Source organism: Fusobacterium perfoetens, assembly GCF_021531595.1.
Classification (GTDB): domain Bacteria; phylum Fusobacteriota; class Fusobacteriia; order Fusobacteriales; family Fusobacteriaceae; genus Fusobacterium_B.
In genome coordinates, this window is the sequence record NZ_JADYUD010000006.1 from 106,525 (window position 1) to 131,181 (window position 24,657).

General features: G+C 28.9%; 21 protein-coding genes and 1 other RNA gene. 21 read left to right on the top strand and 1 reads right to left on the bottom strand.

Translation table 11 applies throughout. The annotated features are described in order from the left end of the window. Nucleotides 1-47: 47 nt before the first annotated feature. The 8 genes from I6E17_RS05010 (at nucleotide 48) to I6E17_RS05040 (ending at nucleotide 10,639) form a co-directional block, all read left to right on the top strand. Nucleotides 48-1,538 carry a nucleoside kinase gene (locus tag I6E17_RS05010; protein ID WP_419180977.1) on the top strand — a complete coding sequence of 497 codons (1,491 nt, stop codon included), beginning with the start codon at nucleotides 48-50 and terminating at the stop codon, nucleotides 1,536-1,538. Nucleotides 1,539-1,553: 15 nt separating this feature from the next. After that, a complete protein-coding gene (gene sppA, locus I6E17_RS05015; RefSeq protein WP_235235964.1) occupies nucleotides 1,554-3,299 on the top strand; it encodes a signal peptide peptidase SppA in 1,746 nt (581 codons plus the stop codon). 80 nt (nucleotides 3,300-3,379) lie between these two features. Then, nucleotides 3,380-3,730, top strand: coding sequence for a YbaB/EbfC family nucleoid-associated protein (locus tag I6E17_RS05020; RefSeq protein ID WP_176828497.1), 351 nt, complete (start codon nucleotides 3,380-3,382; stop codon nucleotides 3,728-3,730). Nucleotides 3,731-3,863: 133 nt separating this feature from the next. Continuing rightward, on the top strand, nucleotides 3,864-3,995 hold the full coding sequence (locus tag I6E17_RS09895) for a hypothetical protein (RefSeq protein WP_268825947.1): 132 nt from the start codon (nucleotides 3,864-3,866) through the stop codon (nucleotides 3,993-3,995). Nucleotides 3,996-4,006: 11 nt separating this feature from the next. Continuing rightward, nucleotides 4,007-4,288, top strand: coding sequence for a hypothetical protein (locus I6E17_RS05025; RefSeq protein WP_176828498.1), 282 nt, complete (start codon nucleotides 4,007-4,009; stop codon nucleotides 4,286-4,288). Nucleotides 4,289-4,367: 79 nt separating this feature from the next. Further along, entirely contained in the window at nucleotides 4,368-4,709 is a 342-nt protein-coding gene (locus I6E17_RS05030; RefSeq protein ID WP_235235966.1) for a nucleotidyltransferase family protein, read from the top strand. 170 nt (nucleotides 4,710-4,879) lie between these two features. Then, entirely contained in the window at nucleotides 4,880-7,546 is a 2,667-nt protein-coding gene (locus tag I6E17_RS05035; protein ID WP_235235968.1) for a PD-(D/E)XK nuclease family protein, read from the top strand. After that, entirely contained in the window at nucleotides 7,547-10,639 is a 3,093-nt protein-coding gene (locus I6E17_RS05040) for a UvrD-helicase domain-containing protein (protein WP_235235970.1), read from the top strand. A 270-nt stretch (nucleotides 10,640-10,909) separates the two neighbouring features. On the opposite strand, the gene I6E17_RS05045 is transcribed toward I6E17_RS05040, so the two are convergent. Then, nucleotides 10,910-11,476 carry a nitroreductase family protein gene (locus I6E17_RS05045; RefSeq protein WP_176828502.1) on the bottom strand — a complete coding sequence of 189 codons (567 nt, stop codon included), beginning with the start codon at nucleotides 11,474-11,476 and terminating at the stop codon, nucleotides 10,910-10,912. Between the two features lie 172 nt (nucleotides 11,477-11,648). Between I6E17_RS05045 and I6E17_RS05050 the strand changes: the two genes are divergently transcribed. The 13 genes from I6E17_RS05050 (at nucleotide 11,649) to I6E17_RS05110 (ending at nucleotide 24,649) form a co-directional block, all read left to right on the top strand. Next, the gene (locus I6E17_RS05050) at nucleotides 11,649-12,422 is read left to right on the top strand and encodes an RNA-binding protein (protein WP_235235972.1); all 774 of its coding nucleotides are present in this window, start codon (nucleotides 11,649-11,651) and stop codon (nucleotides 12,420-12,422) included. 14 nt (nucleotides 12,423-12,436) lie between these two features. Beyond that, nucleotides 12,437-13,735: a hypothetical protein gene (locus tag I6E17_RS05055; protein WP_176828504.1), complete on the top strand. Its 1,299-nt coding sequence runs from the start codon at nucleotides 12,437-12,439 to the stop codon at nucleotides 13,733-13,735. 63 nt (nucleotides 13,736-13,798) lie between these two features. Continuing rightward, an RNA gene (gene ffs, locus I6E17_RS05060) (signal recognition particle sRNA small type) lies at nucleotides 13,799-13,892 on the top strand. Nucleotides 13,893-13,973: 81 nt separating this feature from the next. Beyond that, nucleotides 13,974-15,206, top strand: a complete 1,233-nt coding sequence (locus I6E17_RS05065) for a GNAT family N-acetyltransferase (RefSeq protein WP_235235974.1) — start codon at nucleotides 13,974-13,976, stop codon at nucleotides 15,204-15,206. A 38-nt stretch (nucleotides 15,207-15,244) separates the two neighbouring features. Beyond that, nucleotides 15,245-17,443: an ATP-dependent helicase gene (locus I6E17_RS05070; RefSeq protein WP_235235976.1), complete on the top strand. Its 2,199-nt coding sequence runs from the start codon at nucleotides 15,245-15,247 to the stop codon at nucleotides 17,441-17,443. Between the two features lie 42 nt (nucleotides 17,444-17,485). Further along, complete coding sequence (lpxC, locus tag I6E17_RS05075) at nucleotides 17,486-18,313, top strand: UDP-3-O-acyl-N-acetylglucosamine deacetylase (RefSeq protein ID WP_176828507.1); 828 nt, start codon at nucleotides 17,486-17,488, stop codon at nucleotides 18,311-18,313. A gap of 56 nt (nucleotides 18,314-18,369) precedes the next feature. Then, on the top strand, nucleotides 18,370-18,807 hold the full coding sequence (gene fabZ / locus I6E17_RS05080; RefSeq protein WP_176828508.1) for a 3-hydroxyacyl-ACP dehydratase FabZ: 438 nt from the start codon (nucleotides 18,370-18,372) through the stop codon (nucleotides 18,805-18,807). A gap of 21 nt (nucleotides 18,808-18,828) precedes the next feature. Beyond that, nucleotides 18,829-19,602, top strand: coding sequence for an acyl-ACP--UDP-N-acetylglucosamine O-acyltransferase (gene lpxA / locus I6E17_RS05085; protein ID WP_176828509.1), 774 nt, complete (start codon nucleotides 18,829-18,831; stop codon nucleotides 19,600-19,602). Beyond that, nucleotides 19,602-20,408, top strand: coding sequence for an LpxI family protein (locus I6E17_RS05090; RefSeq protein WP_235235977.1), 807 nt, complete (start codon nucleotides 19,602-19,604; stop codon nucleotides 20,406-20,408). Before lpxA ends, I6E17_RS05090 begins: the two co-directional genes overlap by 1 nt. 13 nt (nucleotides 20,409-20,421) lie before the next feature. Then, on the top strand, nucleotides 20,422-21,489 hold the full coding sequence (gene lpxB, locus I6E17_RS05095) for a lipid-A-disaccharide synthase (protein WP_235235979.1): 1,068 nt from the start codon (nucleotides 20,422-20,424) through the stop codon (nucleotides 21,487-21,489). Nucleotides 21,490-21,495: 6 nt separating this feature from the next. Continuing rightward, on the top strand, nucleotides 21,496-23,292 hold the full coding sequence (locus I6E17_RS05100) for an ABC transporter ATP-binding protein (RefSeq protein WP_176828512.1): 1,797 nt from the start codon (nucleotides 21,496-21,498) through the stop codon (nucleotides 23,290-23,292). Then, nucleotides 23,292-24,050 (top strand): ribonuclease PH, encoded by a 759-nt coding sequence (gene rph / locus I6E17_RS05105; RefSeq protein ID WP_176828513.1) that lies wholly within the window; start codon nucleotides 23,292-23,294, stop codon nucleotides 24,048-24,050. Before I6E17_RS05100 ends, rph begins: the two co-directional genes overlap by 1 nt. Before the next feature lie 14 nt (nucleotides 24,051-24,064). After that, nucleotides 24,065-24,649 (top strand): XTP/dITP diphosphatase, encoded by a 585-nt coding sequence (locus tag I6E17_RS05110; protein WP_235235980.1) that lies wholly within the window; start codon nucleotides 24,065-24,067, stop codon nucleotides 24,647-24,649. The last annotated feature ends 8 nt before the right edge of the window (nucleotides 24,650-24,657 follow it).

Consider the following 24,657-nt stretch of genomic DNA (forward strand, 5'->3'; position numbering starts at 1 on the left):
CTCACTGGTTAAATGAGTAAATATATAGTATAATAAACCAAAGGAGAGTGATAGACTTGACAAAATATTTAGAAAGCAGACAATATGAAACAGTAAAATTTGTTTTTTTAAAAGCAGTGCACGATCTTTTTCAAGGGCATATAGCTGAAATACAAAATTCTTTAAATAACGGTTCATATGCTGAGATTTATCATCTTGAAAAAAGAGAAATAAAAATTTTAACAGAAGATGAATTAAAAAGCTTAAATGAAAAAATGAGAGAAATAATAAGAGAAGATATTCCAATAAAACTTGTAACAGATGATGTTGATGAACTTAAGAGAAAAGCTGAGTCAATGGAAAGAAGTGATATAAAACACATTCTTGAGAATTGTGGTTGGGCAAGATTAAAAGAATACGCTTTAGGAGATTATATGGATTATTTTTATCTTGATCCAGAAACTTCAACAGGAAAAATTATAGATTTTGAAATATATAAATATAATAGAGGTCTTATTTTAAAAACTCCTCTTGAGGTTTTTGATTGGAAAATTGCTCCTTATAAAAATACTCCTAAAATTGCAAAAGCTTTCCATGAAAGAGACAGATGGGAAAAAATTATGGGGATAAATTATGTGGGAAGTATTAATGAGAAGGTTTTTGAAAACAAAATCATTGAACAAATAATGCTTAATGAAACTTTCCATGACAGAAAAATTGCAGAGATAGCAACTGAAATTCTTGCAAATAAAAAAATAAGAATAGTGACAATAGCAGGGCCTTCATCATCAGGAAAAACAACTCTTTCAAAGAAGATGGAACTTCAGCTTAAAACTGGAGGAGTAGAAACTTTGGCAATATCTCTTGATAACTATTATATAGGAAGAGCAAATGTTCCTCTTGATGAAAATGGTGAAAAAGATTTTGAAACAATAGAAGCTTTAGATCTTGAACTTCTTAATAAAAATTTAGAAGATTTAATTTCAGGACAGGAAACAGAACTTCCAATTTATAATTTTTATACAGGAGAAAGAGAAGAAAAAACTCAGAAAGCTCAGCTTTCAAAAGATGGAATTATAATAATAGAGGGAATTCATGGTCTTAATGACAGGCTTACAAGCCATATTCCAAGAGAAAATAAATATAAAATATATATAAGCTGTCTTACTCAGACAAATATGGATATGCATAACAGAATTCATACAACAGATGTAAGAAAGATAAGAAGAATTGTAAGAGACAGCCTTTCAAGAAAAACATCAGGGGAACACACTCTTTCTATGTGGAATTCTATAAGAAGAGGGGAAGAAAAATGGATATTCCCATTTCAAGAAGAAGCTGATGCAATATTTAATTCAAGCTTTACATATGAACTTGGAGTTCTTAAGCCTTATGCTTTAAAAGAGCTTATAAAAGTAAGAGTAACTTCAGATCAATATGATGAAGCAAAAAAACTTGCAAGCCTTTTAAGCTGTTTTGTTGATATAGATCCATCATTTATTCCTGTAGATTCAATAATGAAAGAATTTATAGGAGGAAGTGTGTTCTACAATTATTAATAAGGAGATACAATTTTGAGAAGATTTAAGAAAATTTGTTTATTTGTTGTGGCAGAGTGTTTTAAGGCTCTTTTCAGGCTTCTTATGTTTGCCCTTGTAGTTTATGCTGTAGGGAAAATAATTTCAATAGAAACAAAGAAGAAACCTGTTGATGCAGGAACTTACATAGAACTTGAACTTGCTGATGAAATACCTGAAAGCAGAATAGTTACCCCTTTTGATATAAAAAAAGAGATAAACTTTTATGGACTTTTAAAAAATCTTGAAAAGGCTGAAAGCGATCCAAGAGTTGAGGGGCTTATTTTAAAACTTGATACTGTAGGGCTTAGCAGAGGACAAGCAGAGGAATTTGCTGGAAAGATAAAAGAATTTAAAAAGAATGGAAAAAAGGTTTATGCATATGCTCCTTCTTTTACAAATCAAAATTATATGATAGCTTCTGCTGCAGACAAAATAATAATGCCTAAGACTATGGGAGCAATGTCAGAAATAAAAGGATATTTTTTAGAAATTCCTTATTATAAAGCTCTTGGAGATAAAATTGGTGTAAAGATGAATGTTATTCATATTGGAGATTATAAAAGTGCAGGAGAACCTTATGAAAGAACAGAGATGAGCAAAGAATATAAAGAAAATATGACAAGAATGCTTGATACTGTTTATAATAATTTTGTAGAAACAGTTTCTGAAAATAGAAAAATAGAGAAAAGCCTTCTGAATGAAAGGATTCTTGATGGAAGACTTGTTCTTGCAGATCCTGAAACTATGATGAGAAATGGGCTTATTGATGAGACAGAATATTATGAAAATTTTCTTCAAAAAAATGGAATAATTAATAAAGTAGGAATGGAAGAATATATTTCAAGACTTGCTGTTGATCCTAAACCTAAAAAAGAAAAATCTGAAAAGGAAAAAGATAAGATTGCTGTAATTTATGCAGAGGGAACTATAAATTATTTTGATGACAGTAAAAAAATAAGTGACATAATAACACCTGAGAGAATACAGAAAGAACTTAAAATAGCAGAAAAAAATCCTGATATAAAAGGGGTGGTAATAAGAATTAACTCTCCAGGAGGTTCTGCTCTTGCTTCAGATATAATCTATAACAGCATAAAAAGTATGACAAAGCCTGTATATATTTCTATGGGAGGAGTTGCAGCTTCAGGAGGATATTACATGGCAGCTGCAGGAGATAAAATATATGCTGATAAAGAAACTCTTACAGGTTCAATAGGGGTTATAACAATGATTCCAAATACAGCTGAACTTATGAAAAAGCTTGAAATAAATTATTCTTCTTTGTCAAAAGGAAAATATGCAGATATGGGAAGTCCTGTAAGAGAAATGACTGAAGATGAAAAAGATAAAATCCGTGCATCAAGCATTAAAGTTTACGAAGAGTTTGTAAGCAGAGTTGCAGAGGGAAGAAATATGACAAGAGATGCAGTTCTTAAGGCAGCAGAAGGAAGAGTGTGGCTTGGAGAGGAAGCAAAAAGAATAGGGCTTGTTGATGAAATAGGTGGAATAGAAAAAGCTGTTTCTGATCTCGCTGAAATGCTTAGCCTTAAAGACTACGAAACTCTAGAAAGTCTTAAAGAAGAAAAAATAGAATCTGTAATAAAAAATTATTTGCCAAAATATCTTATGGCACAGGTAATGGGAAATAAAGTGGTAGAGACATTGGAAAAAAGTGATATGATAAGCGAAGAATTATTGTATAAACCTGTTCTTTATGCACCAAATATAGATATAAAATAAAATATTCTGTTGAAAAAAGCTGAAAAATTATGATATAATCAATTCTGTAAAGCAAATATAACAATCAGGAGGAACAAAAATTGGTTAGAAAATTAAAATCACCTAAAGGAAATGGAAACAATCAAATGGATATATTAAGACAAGCTCAGGCTATGCAACAAGAAATGCTTAAAATTCAAGAAGAATTAAAAGGAAAAGAAGTTGAAGCATCTGTTGGTGGAGGAGCTGTTGTAGTAAAAGCAAACGGACAAAAAGAAATTTTAAGCATCAATATTTCTGAAGATATAATTAAAGAAGCTGCTGAAGATAAAGAAATGCTTGAAGATTTAGTTCTTTCAGCTGTAAAAGAAGTTATGAGACAAGCTGAAGAATTATCTGAAAAAGAAATGGGAAAAGTAACTGGAGGAATGAATATTCCTGGATTATTCTAGTAAAAAAAGTATTTTTTAAGGGGACTGCTGCATTTTGTAAATTAGAAAATGCAACAGTCTTTTTTTATATTTGCTTTATTCTTTTAAAAATATTATAATTTAAAATAAGAAAAATATATTGGGAGAAAATCAGATGACTGAAAAAGAAATAGAAGAACAGATGGAAAAAGCTGTAAAAAAAGTTCCTTTTGAAGTGAAAAAAATAAAGGTAATTTTGTTTTTAATAAAAAAATATAAAAAATTTATAAGTATATTTAAAATATAATCGGAGGAAGAATGGACGAAAAATTACAGAAAACAGTTGAAAGAATTATAGAAGAATTTAAAAAAAGAGGTTATGATATTGGTGAAGATGTAACAGAACTTGTAGAAGAAAGAAGTGATGTTGCAAAGGCACTTTCTGAAACTAAGTTTAAAAATATAGAATTTTTTAATGTTGATGAAGAAAATTCAGTTGGATTTACATTGGAAGATATGCAAGTAAACTTTTTCCTTGAATATGGTGAAGATGAAGAGGGAAAATGGTATGAAGCCAGTGTAGAAATTATAAATTTTTAAAAATTATTTTTTATTTCTTTTTTCTTTTTGAACTTAAATATATGTTACAATAGAAATATAGAAAAAGGAGGTTTATATCATGTTAGATAAAAAATATATCTTAAAGAAGCTTGCTGAGATAGATAAAGATGAATTTGGTTTTAAATCAATAGGATTATTTGGAAGTTTTTCAAGAGATGAACAAACTCCAGAAAGTGATATAGATATTCTAGTTGAAATGGATATTTTTCCAGAAAAACCTTATCCAAAAAGTTCATATTTTAGATTATTTGACTTAAAGAAACATCTGGAAGAACTATTTGGAAAAGAAGTTGATTTAATTGATAAAAGCCAATTTAAATATGAATATAAATGTCCTGAAGTGAGAGCATATAAAGAAAAAATAAAAAAAGAAATATTGGAGAGTGTAATATATGTCTAAATCTAAAAGAACTATAGAGCAATATACTTATGATGTAATAGAATGTATATATGAATTAAAGGAAACAGTTGAAAAATTTTCTATAAAAATTAAATAGAAAACAGCATAATTAACTTTGTGCTGTTTTTTTATATGGTATAATAAAATATCTGTATAGAGGAAGGTGTGTTATGAAATTTATATATATTGATTATGGAAAAAATTTTATAAATGAGATAAAAGGAAGAAAACCTGATAGAGATACAGCTATTGTTTTTAGTGACTATTTTTTTAAAAACTCTTATATGAAAAACCGTGAAAAAAATATTCTTGCTCCAGAGCCTGAATATTTTACGATAGAAGAATTTCAAAAGAAAATATTCAAAACAGATAAGATGATTCTTACAGAAGCAAAGAGACCTCTTACACTTTTTAAAATTCTTGATAAGAGTCTTAAAGATAAACTTAAAATGCAGAATTATTATGATATTATAGATTTTGCAGATTTGTTTTTTAAATATTACAGAGAAGTTTATTCGGCGATGGGAAAACCTGAAGGACTTCAGGAGTGGCAGAGAGACTATATAGAGAAATTTGAAATTTTAAAAGAAAAATATGATGTATATCTTAAAGAAAATGATTTTATTCCAAGTGACTGGATAGAAAAAATTGAAAATTATACAGAGGAATATATAAAAAAATTTAAAAGAATAATATTTGTAGATATACCTTATTTCACACCTCTTATGAGAGAGGCTTTAAAAAGAGTTTCTGAAATTTGTGATATTGAAATTATGATTCAGATACCTGAGGAAGATTATAATGAAGAACTTTTAAAAATAGAGAAAGTGTCTCTTGTGAAAAAAAGAGAGTCTGTAAATATAAAAGTATATGAAAACAGTGATGAGATGTCAGAACTTCTTAATATAATATATCTTGAAAAAACTGGAGAGCAAAAAAGAAAGGATATATTTTCTCCTGCTCCTGAAAAAAACAGTTATCATAAAATATTTCCAAAATATTTTACTTCACAGGAACTTAAGGTTCTTGACGATACAAAACTGTATAAATTTATGAAGGTACAAAATGAACTTCTTCTTTCTGTTGAACCAAGAAAAAGATATGGGATACCATCTCGGGAATTTAGAAAAGCAATAAGTAATGAAATTTTCAGAGAAATTTATAATATAGACGATATTCTTCTTAAAAACTTAAAAAAAGTTCTTGATGAAGAGTATAAATATGTTGATGAAAAAGTTTTTGAGCCTGAAAAAACAGCTTTTATCTTTAAAAGAGAGGGAATGGAAGATGAAGAGGCTTTAGAAAATGGAAAAATAATATACACTGTTTTTTCAGATATTTATAGGGATATTTCAGAAATAAAGGAATATACTTCTGTAAATGAATTTGTAGAATATATAAAAAGAATAGGGCTTGAAAAATTTAGGGAAGAAAATTTTATTGATATTACAGAAAAATTTTATCAGGCAGTGGACAATATAAAAAGCAGTGAAAGACTTTGTGGAAAAAATGGATTTAAAGTTCTTTTTGAAAGGGAGACAGGAGCAAATCTTTATACTCTTCTTATAAAATATATGGAAGGAATAGAGATAAAAGAGGTTGAAAGAGACAGAGAAAATATACTTGGAACAGTAAAAAATATAACAGAGGCAAGACTTAATTTTGATAATATCTACAGCAGTGAAACATATTTTATTGATACAGATAACATCTCTCTTCCAGGAAATTTAAGAGATAATCTTAATTTTACAGAACAACAGAGAGCAGAAAGTGGTTTTATAACTTTTGAAGATAAAAAAAATATAATAAAATACAGATTTATACAGGGAATTTTTAACAGCAGAAGTTCTGTTATTTTTGTAAGAAAAGATATAAATAATGAAATTGAAAGATCTGCTTTTTTAGATGAAATTATGATGAAATATAATATTTCTCCTGAAGAAAAAAATCCCCTTTCAAAAGAAGATATTTTTAAGATATTGAAAATAAATCTTATAAAAGAAAATGAAAGTTGTAATTTTAATCTTTCAGAAGATTATTTTAAACTTGAAAAACAAAATGAAGATTTTGAAGAAAATAAAATAGTTTTAGGGGCATATGATATTCTTGAACTTGAAGGGTGCAGATACAGATATTTTCTTAAGAATAAAGCTCTTATTTCAGGGGAAAAAGATGAGGTTTATGGAGTTTCTCCAAGAGTTTTAGGAACGGCAGTTCATAAGATTTTTGAAAAAACAGCTGAAAATATTCATACAAGAATAAGAAAAAAACATGATTTTAAAGTTGATGAAACTTTTATTGACAGAACTATAGAAGAAGTCTTTGAAGAAAATAAGATGAAAGTTCCTGTATATGTTGATTTATACCTTAAAGAAATAATGTTTCCCAAAATAAAAGAGAATATTTTTAAATTTTATAAAGAGATGGAAAAAGAACTTTCAGGAAAAAAGGTAAAAATTTTCTGGGGAGAAAAAGGAAGAACAGAAAGAGTTGTAACAGGAGATACTGATATTTTTATAACAGGAAGAATAGATCTTATGGCTGAAACAGAAGAGGGAGATAAATATATTGTAGATTATAAAACAGGTCAGGCAGATTCAAGACAGCTTGATATATATTCAATTATATTATATGGAGATGAAAGTGTGGCACAGAAAATAATATATAATGCTGTGGCAGGTGAATATGTAAAACAAGATAAAATTCATATGACAAAAGAAAATCTTCTGGAACTTTTTAATAATTTTATAAAAGAAGATGAGTATAAAAGAGCTGAAAAAAAGAAAGCATGCACTTATTGCGAATATGAAAATATATGTAAAAAAGGAGAAATCTAAATGGAAAGAAAAGTTTTAAAAGCCAGTGCAGGAACAGGAAAAACATACAGACTTTCACTTGAATATGCAGTTTCTCTTTTTAATGGTGAAAAAATAAAAGATATAATAATAATGACTTTTACTAGAAAAGCTGCTGGAGAAATTAAAGAGGATATTATAAAATTTATAAAAAAACTTGCTGTTTCTCCTAAGGATACAGATTCTGAAAAAGAGAGAGAAGGGGCAGTTTCATCAATAATGAAAATATATCCTGAGATGTTTTCAAGCCCTGAAGAAATATATAAAAAAGCTGAAAAAGCTTATAAGGATATTATTTTAAATAAGGATAACCTTAAGATTTTTACAATAGATGGTCTTAAAAATACAATTTTTAAAACTGCTATTGCTCCAATGCTTAATATAAATAACTATGACATCATAGATGACAGCCTTAATACAGAATATTTAAGAAAATGCTTTGAAAAAATATTTAAGAGCAAAAAAGATTTTGATTTTTTAAAAGACTTTCTTGCAGATAATATGGAAAAAAATATTGATAATTATGTGGGTGTTATAGGAAATATAATAAATGAAAGATGGAAGTCTCTTGTTATTGAAAAAAAAGAAAGAGAATCATATAAAGTATTAAACAAATTAAATCAAATTGATAAATCTCTTGAAATTATTGAAAAAATAGCAGAGGAAAAAGGAAAAAATATAGAGGAATTTATAAATTCTTCTTATAAACCTTATCTTTCCTTAAAAACTGATAAAGAAAAAGAAAAATTTATAGTAGATAAATGGGCTGAAATTTTTAAGCAGGGAATAAGAAATGGAAATAAAATAAAAGGAAAAAACTTTGCTGAAGAGATAGAAGAACTTAATTTTCTTTATGAAGAATTATTGAAAGAATTGTCAAAAAGGCTTTATAATACAGTTCTTATAGATTATGAAAAAAATATTTTCTCTTTTCTTGAAAGAGTATATACTGCCTATGATGAAATAAAATTCAGAGAAAAAAAACTTACTCAGACAGATATAACAAATTATACACTTGAATATATAAATGATAAAAGATTAAATCTTGTTGATGAAAACGGAATTACTCAATATATGAAAGATATTTTGGAAAGTGGTATAACAACAGTTTTTATTGATGAATTTCAGGATACTAGTGTTGTTCAATGGAAGATATTTAAAAGCATGATTGACAGTGCAGAAAAAGTTATTTGTGTTGGAGATGAAAAGCAAAGTATTTATGAATGGCGTGGTGGAGAAAAAGACCTTTTTGTAAATCTTTCAGAAATAATAAATGGTAAAGAAGAAACAATGGGAACTTCCTATAGGAGCAGAAAAAAAATAGTTGATTTTACAAATAAATTTTTCTCAGAGTATTCTGCTATAGCAAAGTCAGAAGGAATAAATTGGAATTTTGAACCTGTGGAAAGCAGCGATGACAAAGACAGGGGATATGTTGAAATAAGAAAAACAGAAGAGGGAGAGGAAAACTGTTGTGAGAAAGTGGCAGAGATAATTAAGGAAAAATTTAATGGAAATTATCAAGATATCTGTGTTCTTGCAAGAAATAATGATACTCTTTCTGAAACTGGAGAATTTCTTTCAGAAAATCATATTCCATATTTTCTTGAAACAAATCTTAATATTTTTTCACACAGGACAACAGAACCTGTTATAAAGTTTATGAAATATCTTGTATATGACAATATATTTTATCTTGCAGAATTTTTAAGAGATAATCTTATTCTAATTTCAGATAAAAGTTTAAAAGAACTTTTTTCTTTTAAAGGTGAGATAAAAGATTTTAGTTTTTCGGATTCTTATGCAGAAAATATATTTAAGAAAGTTTTAAGTTTTAAAGAAAAATATGATGAAGATAGATACGAAAGTTCAAATATTCCTGAAATGATTATAAAAGAACTTGGAATATTAAAAAAATATGACAGAGAAAGTGATATACAAAATATTTATAGATTTATAGAAATTTCAAAAAGATTTTTAAATATAAGAGAATTTTTAAATGAAATAAAAGAAAATGGAAGTTCTTCAGAGTATAAGCAAAGTTCTATGGAAGCAGAAAACAGTGTATCTTTAATGACTGTACATAAATCAAAAGGGCTTGGTTTTAATACTGTTTTTTATATTTATAAAAAAAGTTCTCCAAGAAAAGAATCAGGACTTCAATTTAATGTAATAATGTCAAAAGATTATAATAAAGTTGAAAATTATTTTATTATAAATAGCAAATATGAAAAGATACTGAAATATCTTGAAGGGCAGTTTGATTATGAAGATTATAAAGAAAGAAAAAGAGAGGAAGAGGAAATAAATAACCTTTATGTTGCTTTCACAAGAAGTAAACAGAACTTTTTTATAATTATAAATGAAAAAACTTTAAAAAATCCACCGAAAAAAATTCCTCCATTTAAAGAGGTTATAGATAAGAATTTTCTTTCTGAAGATTGTGTAGGATGGAGCAATGGAAAATTTGAACTTAAAGAACTAAAAAAAGAAACAGAAATTTTAAGTGAAGATGAAAAATTTCTTAATTTTGAACTTGATTTTTCAAAATATGAGTATAATGAAGAAAAACTTAAGGAAAACAGGGAAAAAATAAAAGAAGATGAAGAAAGATATTCTACAGAAAGAGAAGAAAAAAGAGAAATAGGTAATATTGTTCACTATTTCTTGGAAAATCTTATTTATAATAATGAATCAGAAAGAGAAAAAGCTTATAAAGCTGTTGTAATAAAATATGGTGCTTCTTTTGGAAAAGATAGAATAGAAAGTATTCTCAAAAGCAGTGGAATGGAAAAATTTCTTTCTGAAAACAGTGAGATTTTTTCAAGGGAGTGGGATTATATATATCCTGAATATTCAATATATTCAGATGAAAATAGTGAACTTTACAGAATAGACAGACTTATGATAAAACTTCCTCAAGAAAAAGAAAAGGGAAAAATTCTTATAGCTGATTATAAAACAGGGGGATTTGAGGAAAGCCAGCTTGAAAAATATTATAGAGCTGTAAAAGCAAGAATAAAAGAACCTGAAAATTATATAATAGAAAAGGTATATTTAAAAATTGATATTTAATTTATGAAAAATGCCCTGCTTATGAAAAAAGTTCTGTTGATTTTGTTTATTACATTAACAACAAACTTTTTTCAATGCAGGTAATTGTAAAGATTATAAAAATAAAATTTTAGAATATTGAAAATATTTTTGTGATTTATGAAGTGAGTTGAACGCTGAAAAATGGCACTGTTTGAACGAAGTGAGTTTGCCATTTTTAGTGAAACGAACAATATAAATAAAAAATATTTTCATAAGATAAAATTTTATTTTATAAGTCTTTTTTTATTATTATAATATAAGTTCATTAAGAGGAAGTTTAGGAACATAGTGATGTCTGTTTTCTTCATCTCTGTAATATTTTATATCTCCATTAACTGCATCAACAACAGTTGAAACTTCAGCAGGCTCTCCAAGAGCAATAATAATTTCACAGTCATAATTCTGAGGAATATTTAAAACTTCATGTACACTATTTTTGTCAAAACTTCCTATGATACAACCACCATATCCCATCTCAACAGCTGTAAGAAGTATGCTTTGTGAAGCAACTCCCATATCAAAATATAAAAGGCATTTATTTATAGGAATATCATTTGGAAGACATAAAACAATATAAGCATGAGGAGCTTCTTCTTTAGAAGGGTTCCATGGAATACTTCCTGCCCATTTTGTAAGAGGGAATATTTTATCACATAAATCCTGTGAGTTTACAAGAGCAAATCTTACTGATTGGTTATTTCTTGAGCTTGCAGAAACTCTTGCATTCTCAATCATTTTTAAAAGGTCATTTTTAGTAAGAGTTTTCTGTGTAAAAGTTCTGTAGGATCTGTTTTTCAGAAAAATGTTTGAATTCATTAAATAAAACCTCCTTAGACATTGTAAAAATAAGCTGAAATAAAAAATAAACACAGTTTTCCTTACATAAATTTTACCATTTTTATATATAAAAGGTAAGAAGAAAATAAATATTCTTTTAAATAAAAATATGATAAAATTTAGATTTAATAAGATTTATAAGGAGCAGAAGATGGATAAAAAATCATTTTTAAAACTTTTTAAAGATAGTGATGAATATATGCTAAGCAGCTTGTGGAATGATATAGAACTTGCAGAAGAAACAGAAGTTCCAATATTTACAAAGGAATTTTATCCTCCAGCAATATGGAGTTTTCTTGAAAAAAATAATATAAATGGGCTTAAATTTATATGCAAAGGTTTAAATAGTGATTCTGAAAAGAAAATGATAATGATTTCTCCTAAAGATTATGATATTTCATACTTTGATTTTCCAGTTGTATATTTTAAAATAGATGGACAAAATAAATTCAGAGAACTTTTTCATAAAGATTTTCTTGGAACAATAATGAGTCTTGGAATTAAAAGAGAGATAATGGGAGACTTAATTGTAAAAAATAGTATATGTTTTGGTATAATTACAGAGGAAAAATATGGTATAATAAATCAAGAGATAAAAAAAATAGGTAATGTTCCTGTAAAATTTCAGGAAATACTTAAAGAAGATGTTCCTGAAAGTGAATTTAAATCAGAAATACTTCTTGTGAGTTCTCTTAGAATAGATAGTTTTGTTTCAGCTGTTACAGGACTTTCAAGGCAAAAAAGTGTAGAAGAGATTGAAAAGGGAAATGTTCTTCTTAATTACAATATCCAAAAAGATAAAAGTACAGAAATAAAGGAGGGAGATATTCTCACTGTAAAGAAAATAGGAAAATTTAAGTTTCAGGAAATAAAAGGAGAAAACAGAAAAAATAAAATAAGAATAAATGTGAAAAAGTTCATATAGAAGGAGGAACAGCAATGAGAAAATTATTACAGGGTATTATAGTCTTTCTTATGGTTTTAGTTGTAGGATTTTTTGGTTTAAAAGATACAGTTATAAAAAAGGTGCTTGAAAAAGAGCTTACTAACTCACTTGGAACACCAGTAAGAATTTATGGTGTTGATTATTCTGTGTTTAAAGAACTTCTTGAACTTAAAGGTGTAGGAATTGAAAGCAAAGAAAATGATGCTTATGACATCGTGCATATTGGAAAAATAACAACAAAATTAAATTATAAAGAACTTTTCAATAAAAAGATAAGAGTTGACAGTGTAAATATTGAAAATATAGATCTTAATGTGAAAACTGACAGAAAAAATGTAAAACAGCCTCTTCTTAATGCAAGACAGGAAGTTACAGGAACAAATACAGAAAAACTTTCTGAGGCAGAACTTAAAGCTATTGCTGATACAGTTTTAAATAATTATCAGCTTCTTCTTAAAGTTTCAGATAATGATGCAGAGAGATTTAAGAGAGCAAGAGGAATATTTCTTGCAGCAACAACTCCTATGATAGATAAATATATAAATTATAAAATTGGAAGTGTTGCAGAAGAATATCTTTTAGAAATAATAAAAGAATACAGAGCTTTAAGCAACAATATTCAAATAGGACTTAAAGAAGCTTCTCAAATGGAATGGAGTGTTGAAATAGGTGTTATAAATCTTTCTACACATCTTTTTGGAAGAGAATTTAAAGGAATGGTAAGTGAATTTTCTACTGATAAAACAAAGATGGACAAAGAAGTTGTTTTTGTTCTTGAAAGCCTTTTAGGAGGGGAGACAGGAAGAATTTCAGGATCTGTAAATCCTTATAAAATGCAAGGACAAATTTCAACAGTTATAAATAATGCAGATATAACTCAAGTAAAAGAAGTGGCTGATTATGCAAGAGGAATGGCTTTCCTTAATCAAAAAATTGTTTTAAATGGAGATGCAATAGGAATTTCAGGAGATGTTGAAGTAAAAAATATTATTCTTAACAAAGAAAGTATTGCAAAAAGATTCTTCAATGATAAAGATGCAATTGAAAAAATAACAGGAAATATTTCAGACAGAATAGGCGATATGGAAATATCATATAAATATAATCCAGCTACAAGAAAGATAACTGTAAAAAGTAATATTGCTGAAGAGATAGGAATTTATATGGGAGCAGATGTGTCTCAGCTAAAAAAACTTGAGAGAGAATTTAAAGAAAAATATGGAGATGAAATAAAAAAAGGAAAAGAGGAACTGAAATCTAAACTTGAAGGATTTTTGAAATCTTTTAAATAAAAAATAATATACATTGACTAGAAAAAAGAGATATGATATAATGCTAAAGGTCACAAACAGAGGTGATGGAGGCTTACGGCGTAATTATATCGAACCGTGTCAGATTCGGAAGGAAGCAGCACTAAGGTATTAATTGCGGGTGTAGGTTCAAAGTTATTTTCTGTTTGTGGCTTTAAAAAAGATGTCATAGGGAGAAGGTAACTTCTCCTTTTTTTTATAAAACAGAGGTGGACATAAAATGTACAGAGTTGCAGAAGCAGATGAAATTAAAGAAAGCATAGTAGAATATGAAAAACTTGATAAGTCAATACCTGTATTTGATGATGCAGAATATATAATTTTAGAATGCAATGGAGAAAAGACAGGGTATATTGCAGCTGTTGAAAAGGGAAACAGATTCATCATTGAAAAAATTTTTATAAAAAAAGAGGAAAGATATAAATCTTTTGGAACAAAGTTAATGAACTTCTTTATAAATTATGCAGGAAAAGATAAAAAAGATGTTATAGTTTATGAGGGAGAAGACAGAAATATAAAAAATTTCTTGAGAAAATTTGGTTTTAAAGATATAAAAGGAAAATTTATTATAGACATAAAAGGAAAAGACAGTAGAAAAAAAGATGGTGCACTTGTTGCATTGGGATCTATTTTTCTTAATATATTTCTTGCTGCAATAAAAATAATTGGTGGTATAAAAGGGAAATCAAATGCCCTTATAGCAGATGGGGTAAACTCTCTTTCTGATGTTGTAAGTTCAGCAGCTATTCTTCTTGGTATTCATTTCAGCAATATGCCAGAAGATGAAGATCATCCTTATGGACACGAAAAAATAGAAAGTGTAATAGGGATAATGGTTGGTCTTTTTGTTGTAATTACAGCTTTTGAAATAGGAAGGGGAGCAGTAGTTGAACTTTTTAATGGAAATGATAAAGTAATACCAGCTTTTTCTACAATTTATCTGGCTCTTATTTCAGTTGTAGTAAAATATGGAATGTACTTTTATAAAATGAAAGTTGGGAAAGCAACAAATAATATAGCTCTTATAGCTGATGCAAGAGACAGTAAAAGTGATGTATTGTCTTCAGGGGGGGTTATAATAGGAATTTTACTTTCTATTTATGTTTCTCCAATATTTGATACAATAGTGAGTATAATTGTAGCTGCTCTTATTTTAAAAGAGGGAGTGAGCACAATTTTTGAAACTTCAAATATAATTCTTGATAAACAGGAAGAAGATTTTATAAAAGAGATAGAAGAATATGTTTATAAAAATACAAATATAAAAAATGTACATGATATATATATGAGAAGATCAGGAGATAAGATATTTTTAAGCCTTCATATAAGAGTTGATAAAAATCTTACTGTATATAAGGCACATCACCTTGCTGATGCTCTTGAAGAATCTATTATGATGGATTTTAAAGAGGTAAAAGAGGTTATGATTCATATTGATTACCTGATAGATTAATTGATGAAGTAAATATGGTATAATTTTAAGGAGATGCAATGAGTATACTTGATAACTTAAATGCTGAACAGAAAAAAGCAGGAGCAAAAGTAGAAGGTCCTCTTCTTATTCTTGCAGGAGCTGGTTCAGGAAAAACAAGAACAATAACATATAGAATAGCACATATGATAAAGGAGCTTGGAATCTCTCCCTACTCAATTCTTGCAGTTACATTTACAAATAAAGCTGCTAAAGAGATGAGAGAAAGAGTTGAAAACTTAATTGGAGAAGATGGAAAAAGAGCAATGATTTCAACTTTCCACTCTTTTGGTTTAAGACTTTTAAGAGTTTACAGTAAAGCCATAGGATATAATCCCAACTTTACAATCTATGATGTTGATGATCAGAAAAAAGTTGTAAAAGGAATAATGAAACAATTAGTTATTAAAAATAAAGATTTAACAGAGGGAAAAATTGTTTCAAAAATTTCAAAATTAAAAGAGGATGGAATGTCCCCTGAAGAATATGAAAAAACTTGTAGGTTTGAACCTGATGCCAATATAATTTATGAGGTATATAAAAGATATAATCAAACTTTAAAAGAAAATAATGGAATGGATTTTTCTGATATTTTGACAAATACATATAAACTTCTTGAAAACAGAGAAATTTTAGAAAAACTTCAGGAAAAATTTAGATATATAATGGTTGATGAGTATCAGGATACAAATAATATTCAATATAGGATAGTAAATAAAATTGCACAGAAATATAGAAATATTTGTGTTGTAGGAGATGAAAACCAAAGTATTTATGGTTTCAGAGGTGCAGATATAAGAAATATCTTAGATTTTGAAAAAGACTATAAAGATGCAAAAGTTATAAAACTTGAAGAAAATTACCGTTCAACAAAGATAATACTTGAAGCAGCTAATGAAGTTATAAAAAATAACACAAGTTCAAAAGATAAGAAACTTTGGACAAAGAAAGTTTCAGGGGATAAAATTATACTTAAGCCATGTGCTGACGGTCGTGATGAAGTAAATTTTGTTGTTGAAGAAATAGTTCAGATGAAAAATAAAGGAAGAAGATATAATGACTTTACTATCCTTTACAGAACAAATGCACAGTCAAGACTTTTTGAAGAAGGATTTTTAAGATATAATATTCCTTATAAGGTTTTTGGAGGAATGCAATTCTATCAAAGAGCAGAGATAAAAGATATTCTTGCTTATATGTCTGTAGTTAATAATACAAGAGATGGTATTAATCTTGACAGAATTATAAATGTTCCTAAAAGAAAAATCGGGGATAAAACAATAGAAAAAATAAAAGTCTATGCTGAAGAGAAAGGGCTTTCAATATATGACAGCTTAAAAGAAGCAGAAAATATACCTGGGCTTAGTTCTGCAGTTATTGAAAAATTAAAAGAATTTTCAATGATGATGACAGAATTTGAAGAACTTAGCATGGAACTTTCTGTATCAGAACTTTTTGATGAAATTATAAAAAAAGTTGGATATTTCTCATATTTAAATAGTTCTTATGATGATGCAGAATCAAGAATTGAAAATATAGAAGAACTTAAAAACTCTATTATAGAACTTGAAAATGTAATTGATAATCTTACTTTAAGAGAATATCTTGAAAATGTTTCTCTTGTAAGTGCAACAGATGATCTTGATTCTGAAAGAGAATATGTAAAACTTATGACAATTCATAATGCAAAAGGTCTTGAATTTCCTGTTGTATTTTTAGTGGGAATGGAAGATGAAATTTTTCCAAATACAACTAAAGTTATGATTGACAGAGAAGCTCTTGAAGAAGAAAGAAGAATTTGTTATGTTGCAATAACAAGAGCAGAGGAAAAACTTTATATAAGTCATGCTGCAATTAGATATATGTATGGAAATATGGATTACAGAACAAGATCAAGATTTGTTGATGAGATACCTCAGAATCTTTTTGAAGTAAGAAAAAATATAGCAATAGAAACAGCTGTAAAAGAAATTGAAAGAAAAATAAATAAAGCAGCTGAAAGTGGAATGAAACTTAATATTATTTCAGACACAAAAAAACTTGGGAAACAGCTTGAGGCAGTAAAAGATTTTCCATATAAAGTGGGAGATAAGGTTACACATATAAAATTCGGACTTGGAAAAGTTGTAGGTGTAAATGAGAAAAAAATACAGGTGCAGTTTGTAGATGGAAAAAAAGAGATTGCTATGATACTTGCAGATAAATTTTTAAAAAAATAAATATTTTTAAGAGATAGAATTTTAAAAATAGGAGGCATTGAATTGAAAAGAAAAACTCTGATGAATGAAGTATTTTATGAAGGAATAGGACTTCATAAAGGAAAGAATATAAAGCTTCATCTTATTCCTGCTGAAAAAGGAGGAATCATTTTTAAAAGGGTTGATATGGAAGAGGGGAAAAATGAAATAGCCCTTGACATAGAAAATACATTTGACCTTACAAGAGGAACTAATTTAAAAAATGAGTATGATGCAAAAGTTCATACAATAGAACACTTTTTATCTGCCCTTTATATTTTAGGAATAACAGATTTAATTGTGGAGCTTGATGAAAATGAACTTCCAATAGGAGATGGAAGTGCAAAAGTATTCATTGAAGAAATGGAAAAAGCAGGTATAAGAGAACTTGATGAAGATGTTATGGAAATAGTTGTGAAAGAGCCAGTATATCTTTCAAAGGGCGATAAACATATAGTTGCTCTTCCTTATGATGGATATAAGCTTACATATACAATAAAATTTGATCATACTTTTTTAAAAACTCAGATGCTTGAACTGGATATTAATTTAGAAAATTATAAAAATAATATAGAAAATGCAAGAACATTTGGTTTTGATTATGAAATTGAGTACTTAAAGAAAAATAATCTTGCTCTTGGAGGAACTCTTGAAAATGCAATAGTTATTCAGAAAGATGGAGTGATGAATCCTGGAGGGCTTAGATATGAAGATGAGTTTGTAAGACATAAGATGCTTGATATAATAGGGGATCTTAAAATCTTAAACAGACCTATAAAAGCACATATAATAGCAGTAAAAGCAGGACATGCTCTTGATATAGAATTTGCACACTTATTAAAAAAAATATAACTTTATATTAAAAATTTGGTATAATATATTAAGAGAACATTTAGGAGGATAAATTAATGTTAGATACACTTGAAATAATGAAAAGAATACCACACAGATATCCATTTTTGCTTGTGGATAGAATATTAGAACTTGATTTAGAAAATCAAAAAGTAAAAGGAATAAAAAATGTTACAGTAAATGAAAACTATTTTAATGGACATTTCCCAGGACACCCTATAGTACCTGGAGTAATAATTGTTGAAGGAATTGCTCAATGTCTTGGAGTTTTAGTTTTTGAACAACAAGGAGATCCTGAAAATCCAAAAGTACCTTATTTTGCAGCTATTGAAAATGTTAAATTCAAAGCACCTGTAAGACCTGGGGATCAGCTTGTGTATGAAGCACAAATTGAAAAACAAAAAAGAAATATAGTAAAAGCTAATGGAACTGCTAAAGTTGACGGAAAAGTTGTTGCAGAAGTAAAATTTACTTTCAGTATTATGGATAAATAATATCTGGATAGGGGGAAGAAAGTGGTAGAAATACATAAGACTTCCATAATAGAAGAGGGAGCCATTATAGGAGATGGTGTAAAGATAGGTCCTTTTTGTATTATAGGGAAGGATGTAAAAATAGGAGCAAATACAGTTATTCAGTCTCATGTTGTAATAGAAGGTATTACAGAAATAGGAGAAAATAATACAATTTATTCTTTTGCATCTATTGGAAAAGCCAGTCAGGATTTAAAATATAAAGGTGAACCAACTAAAACAATTATAGGAAATAACAATACTATAAGAGAGTTTGTTACTATTCACAGAGGAACAGACGACAGATGGGAAACTAGAATAGGAAACAACAATCTTATCATGGCTTATGTTCATGTTGCTCATGATGTAATCATAGGAGATAATTGTATTTTTTCAAATAATGCAACTCTTGCAGGACATGTTGTTATAGATGATTATGTAATAGTTGGAGGAATGACTCCTGTTCATCAGTTCTGCAGAATAGGAGCACATGCAATGGTAGGAGGAGCATCAGCAGTTACTCAGGATGTATGCCCATTTATCCTTGCAGATGGAAATAAAGTTGTCCCTGCAGGACTTAATAATGTAGGACTTAGAAGAAGAGGATTTACAGATGAGGAACTTCTTGAACTGAAAAGAGCCTACAGAACAATATTCAGAAAAGGACTTCCTTTAAAAGAAGCATTAAGTCAGTTGGAAGAGACTTATTCTGAAAGTAAAAATGTAATGTACCTTGTTGATTTTATAAAAAACAGTAAACGGGGGATAGCAAAATAATGAAAAAAATAGGTGTGATAGTTGGAAATGGAAAGCTTCCTTGCTCTTTTTTAAGGGAAATAAAAAGAGAAGAAAATATAGAAGTTTTTCCAATAGGACTGTTTGACACTATAGAAAATGAAGTAAAAGAGTATAAAAACTTTAAAAGATTTAATATAGGCGAAGTAGGAAAAATTACAAAACACTTTATAATTAACGGAATAAAAGAAGTTGTTATGCTTGGAAAAGTGGAAAAAGAGGTAATTTTTCAAAATATGGAGCTTGACAAATATGGAGAGGAAATAATCAAAGGTCTTCCAGACAAAAAAGATGAAACTCTCCTTTTTGCCGTTATTGCTTTTTTCAGACTTAATGGAATTAAAGTTCTTCCTCAGAACTATCTTTTAAAAAACATAATGTTTGAAGAAAAATGCTATACAAAAATGAGACCAGCTCAGGAGGAAAATAAGACTATAAGCATAGGAATTGAAGCTGCAAAACATTTAAGTGAGATTGATGCAGGTCAGACTGTAGTATGCAAAGACAGTTCCGTTGTTGCCCTTGAAGGAATAGAAGGAACAGATAAGGCTATTTTAAGAGGGGGAGAGCTTGGAGGAGAAGGATGTATAGTAGTAAAGATGGCAAGACCTCAGCAGGATATGAGGGTTGACATTCCTACAGTTGGTATAAACACAATTAAAAGATTAGTTGAAATAAAAGCCAGAGGAATTGTAGGAGAAGCTGGAAAGATGCTTTTTGTTGATCAGGAAGAATCTATAAAGCTTGCAGATGAACATAATATATTTATAATAGGAGTAAAGCCTTAAAGGGGGCAGCAGCATGAAAATATTTGTATCAGCAGGAGAAGTTTCAGGAGACCTGCACCTTTCATATTTAGTAAAAAATATTTTAAAGATAGACAGCAGTGTAAAATTTTATGGAGCAGCAGGAGACCACAGCAGAGAAGCAGGGGTTGAGATAATACAAGATATCAGAGAACTTGCTGTAATGGGATTTGTAGAAGGACTGAAAAAATACGGTTTTCTTAAAAAAAAGGCTGCAGAATACCTTGAATTTATAAGAAAGAATAAGATAGATAAGGTTATTCTTGTAGATTACGGAGGATTTAATCTTGCTTTTTTAAAACTTCTTAAAAAAGAACAACCTGAGGTTGAGGTTTATTATTATATACCTCCAAAACTTTGGGTATGGGGAGAAAAAAGAATAGATACCTTAAAGCTTGCAGATCATATTCTTGTTATATTCCCATGGGAAGTTGATTTTTATAAAAAACATGGGATAAATGCAGTTTATTATGGAAATCCTTTTTCTGAAAAATATTCTCTTATTGAAAAGAGAGGGGACAGAATTCTTCTTTTACCTGGAAGCAGAAAGCAGGAGATACAGTCTCTTATGCCAATTATGCTTCAGGTTGTGAAAGAAAGACCTGATAAAACTTTTGTACTTAAACTTCATAGTGCAAAACCTTTTGAATGGATAGAAAATGATTTACTGAAATATCCAAATCTTGTGATAGAGACAAATAAAACTCTTGAAGAGGCAGTAAAGGAGTGTGAAGTGGCAGTGGCAGCTTCAGGAACTGTTACTCTTGAACTTGCTCTTATGGGAATACCTGCTGTTGTTCTTTATAAAACAAGTGCTGTAAATGCCTTTATAGCAAGACATATACTAAAACTAGGGCTTGTTTCTCTTCCTAATTTGACTCTTAACAAAGAAGTTTTTCCTGAGCTTCTTCAGGAGAAATGTACAGGAAAAGAAGTTCTTTTCCATCTTAATCTTTTAAAGAGCAAAGAGGATAAAATAAATAAAGAAATAAGAGAAATAAGAGAAAAGCTTTCAGGAAAAGATGTGGTAAAAAATTACGGCGAGTATATATTAAGGGGATAAAAACTAATGATAAAAGAAAAATTAAACCAGGTTTATAAAAGTGATGCCCTTGGAGGTTTTCTGAAATATAGCTTGAGATATAAAGGGTGGCTTATATGGACGATCTTTATATCATCGCTTTCTTCAGCTCTTGGAGCAGCACCAGCATGGCTTACAAAATATCTTGTAGATGATGTTTTAATATCTAAAAATGGAAAAACAATGATTCTTATCGGAGCAGCGATTTTTATTACTACGGTTTTAAAACTTGTAACAGCTTACTATTCATCTACAACATCTTCTTATCTTACAGAAAAAATAAGAAGAGATATAAAAATAGATATATTTGAGCATATTGAAAATCTTCCAATGTCATATTTTACACAAAATAAATTGGGAGATATAATGGCAAGACTTTCAGGAGATTCTTCAAGTCTTGGAAAAATAGGTTTTTTACTATTTGAAATGTTAAAAGAATTTGTAACAGTTCTTATTTTTCTTGTAAGAATGTTTCAAGTTGATTTTATACTTGCACTTGTTTCAATAACTGTTCTTCCTTCAATGCTTGCAGTTGTAAAAAAATATACTAAAAAAATGAGAAAATCAGGAAAAATAAGACAGGATACAATAGGACAAGCAACAGCTTTTATGCAGGAATCTCTTGCAGGTATACAGGTTATAAAAGGCTTTAATAAAACTGATATGGTTATAAGTAAATATAAAGAAGTTACTCTTGGAGAGATGGAGAGAACTTACAGAACTCAAAAGATAAAAGCTAAGATTTCTCCTTTAAATGAACTTCTTGCAACAACTATGGTTCTTTTAGTTGCAGCTTACGGAGGATATCAGATTGTTTATACAGGATCTATAACAGCAGGAGATTTAATATCTTTCATAACAGCCATAGGACTTATGCAGTCTCCTCTTAAAAAGCTTATAAGCAGAAACAGTGAACTTTATGAAATTATTCCGTCAGGGGACAGAGTCATGGAAGTTCTTAAAGAGGCAAAGGAAGTAGATTCATATATTGAAAATCCAAAAACTTTTGATGAAAATATTCAAAGTGTAAAATTTGAAAATGTAGATTTTATATATCCTAATTCAGATGCAAAGGTTCTTAAGAATATAAATCTTAAAGTAAATAAAGGTGAGGTTGTTGCATTTGTAGGAAGCAGTGGAAGTGGAAAGACAACTCTTGTAAATATGATACCAAGATTTTATGATCCAGTTTCAGGAAGTATAAAAATAAATGATATTGATATAAGAGAATACTCACTTAAAGATTTCAGAGGGCATATAGGAATGGTTCCTCAAGAAACTTTCCTTTTCAGTGGAACTATTGCTGAAAATATATCTTTTGGAAAAGAAGGAATAACAAGAGATGAAATAGAAAAAGCAGCTAAGATGGCAAATGCTTATAATTTCATAATAGATCTTGAAAAAGGTTTTGAAACTGAAGTGGGAGAAAGAGGAGTTCTTCTTTCAGGAGGACAGAAACAAAGAATAGCAATAGCCAGAGCTCTTATTCAAAACCCTTCAATAATGATTCTTGATGAAGCAACATCAGCTCTTGACACAGAGTCAGAAAGACTTGTTCAGGATGCTCTTGAAAAGCTTATGGTAGGAAGAACAACTTTTGTTATAGCTCACAGACTTTCAACAATAGTAGGGGCTGATAAAATTGTTGTAATGGAGAAAGGGGAAATAAAAGAGATAGGAACTCATGAAGAGCTTCTTGCAAAAAATGGAATATATACAAGACTATATAATATACAGTTCAACAGAAATGAAGAACTAAAATTAAACAGGGAGACAGTAGGATAATGGAAAAAATATTAAGAGAAGACGGAAGAGAAGTAGATAATATCAGAAAAGTAAATGTTATAAGAAACTATACTATTCATGCAGAGGGATCTGTACTTATATCATTTGGAAATACAAAGGTTATATGTACTGCATCTGTTTCAGATAAAGTTCCTCCTTTCTTAAGAAATCAAGGAAAAGGTTGGATAACAGCAGAATACTCTATGCTTCCAAGAGCAACAGGAGAAAGAACACAGAGAGAGTCTGCAAAAGGAAAACTTTCAGGTAGAACAATGGAGATACAAAGACTTATAGGAAGATCACTTCGTTCATGTATTGATCTTGAAAAACTTGGAGAAAGAACAATAACTATAGACTGTGATGTAATTCAAGCTGACGGAGGAACAAGAACAGCTTCAATAACAGGAGGATATATTGCTCTTGCTATGGCTGTTGAAAGAATGGTAAGAAATGGAGTTCTTTCTGAAAATCCTATAAAATCAAAAGTGGCTGCTGTAAGTGTTGGAATAGTAAGTGGAATACCTATGACAGACTTAAAATACAGTGAAGATTCAGCTGCTGAAGTTGATATGAATGTTATTATGAATGACAAGGGAGAATTTATAGAAGTTCAAGGAACAGGAGAGGAAGCTACTTATACAAGAGCAGAATTAAATGAGCTTCTTGACCTTGCAGAAGCAGCTATAAATCAACTTTTAGATATTCAGGCTAAAACTCTTCATGAAGAGTTTCAAGTTAATGGAATACAGGAATATTAATAAGGAGTTTAAAAATGAAAATATTTTTAGCTACAGGAAATAAGCATAAAATAAAAGAGATAGAAAAGATTTTTAAAATGGATAATGTGGAAATATTATCAATAAATGATGGAATAGAAATTCCTGAAGTTGAAGAGGACGGAACTACTTTTGAGGAAAACTCAAAGAAAAAAGCCTTTGAAATAGCAAAGTTTACAAATATGATAACAATAGCTGATGATTCAGGACTTTGTGTAGATGCACTTAATGGAGCTCCAGGAGTATATTCTGCAAGATATGCAGGAGAACATGGAAATGATCTTGATAATAATAAAAAGCTTGTAAAAGAACTTCAAGGTATAGAAAATAGAAAAGCAAGATTCGTCGCTGTTATAACTCTTGCTAAACCTACAGGAGAAACTTATTCTTTCAGAGGAGAGGTTGAAGGAGATATAATAGATAATCCTCAAGGAACAGAGGGGTTTGGTTATGATCCTCATTTCTTTATGAAAGAGTATGGAAAAACTCTTGCTGAAATTCCTGAAATAAAGAATAAAATAAGCCATAGAGCAAGGGCTTTGGAAAAATTAAAAGAAAATTTAGATGAAATATTAAAATAGAAATTAAA

Bases quoted from the DNA above. Each gene is read 5' to 3' on its own strand.
- I6E17_RS09895 (WP_268825947.1), top strand. From the start codon at position 3,864: ATGACTGAAAAAGAAATAGAAGAACAGATGGAAAAAGCTGTAAAAAAA.
- I6E17_RS05025 (WP_176828498.1), top strand. From the start codon at position 4,007: ATGGACGAAAAATTACAGAAAACAGTTGAAAGAATTATAGAAGAATTT.
- I6E17_RS05030 (WP_235235966.1), top strand. From the start codon at position 4,368: ATGTTAGATAAAAAATATATCTTAAAGAAGCTTGCTGAGATAGATAAA.
- I6E17_RS05035 (WP_235235968.1), top strand. From the start codon at position 4,880: ATGAAATTTATATATATTGATTATGGAAAAAATTTTATAAATGAGATA.
- I6E17_RS05040 (WP_235235970.1), top strand. From the start codon at position 7,547: ATGGAAAGAAAAGTTTTAAAAGCCAGTGCAGGAACAGGAAAAACATAC.
- I6E17_RS05045 (WP_176828502.1), bottom strand. From the start codon at position 11,476: ATGAATTCAAACATTTTTCTGAAAAACAGATCCTACAGAACTTTTACA.
- I6E17_RS05050 (WP_235235972.1), top strand. From the start codon at position 11,649: ATGGATAAAAAATCATTTTTAAAACTTTTTAAAGATAGTGATGAATAT.
- I6E17_RS05055 (WP_176828504.1), top strand. From the start codon at position 12,437: ATGAGAAAATTATTACAGGGTATTATAGTCTTTCTTATGGTTTTAGTT.
- I6E17_RS05065 (WP_235235974.1), top strand. From the start codon at position 13,974: ATGTACAGAGTTGCAGAAGCAGATGAAATTAAAGAAAGCATAGTAGAA.
- I6E17_RS05070 (WP_235235976.1), top strand. From the start codon at position 15,245: ATGAGTATACTTGATAACTTAAATGCTGAACAGAAAAAAGCAGGAGCA.
- fabZ (WP_176828508.1), top strand. From the start codon at position 18,370: ATGTTAGATACACTTGAAATAATGAAAAGAATACCACACAGATATCCA.
- I6E17_RS05090 (WP_235235977.1), top strand. From the start codon at position 19,602: ATGAAAAAAATAGGTGTGATAGTTGGAAATGGAAAGCTTCCTTGCTCT.
- lpxB (WP_235235979.1), top strand. From the start codon at position 20,422: ATGAAAATATTTGTATCAGCAGGAGAAGTTTCAGGAGACCTGCACCTT.
- I6E17_RS05100 (WP_176828512.1), top strand. From the start codon at position 21,496: ATGATAAAAGAAAAATTAAACCAGGTTTATAAAAGTGATGCCCTTGGA.
- rph (WP_176828513.1), top strand. From the start codon at position 23,292: ATGGAAAAAATATTAAGAGAAGACGGAAGAGAAGTAGATAATATCAGA.
- I6E17_RS05110 (WP_235235980.1), top strand. From the start codon at position 24,065: ATGAAAATATTTTTAGCTACAGGAAATAAGCATAAAATAAAAGAGATA.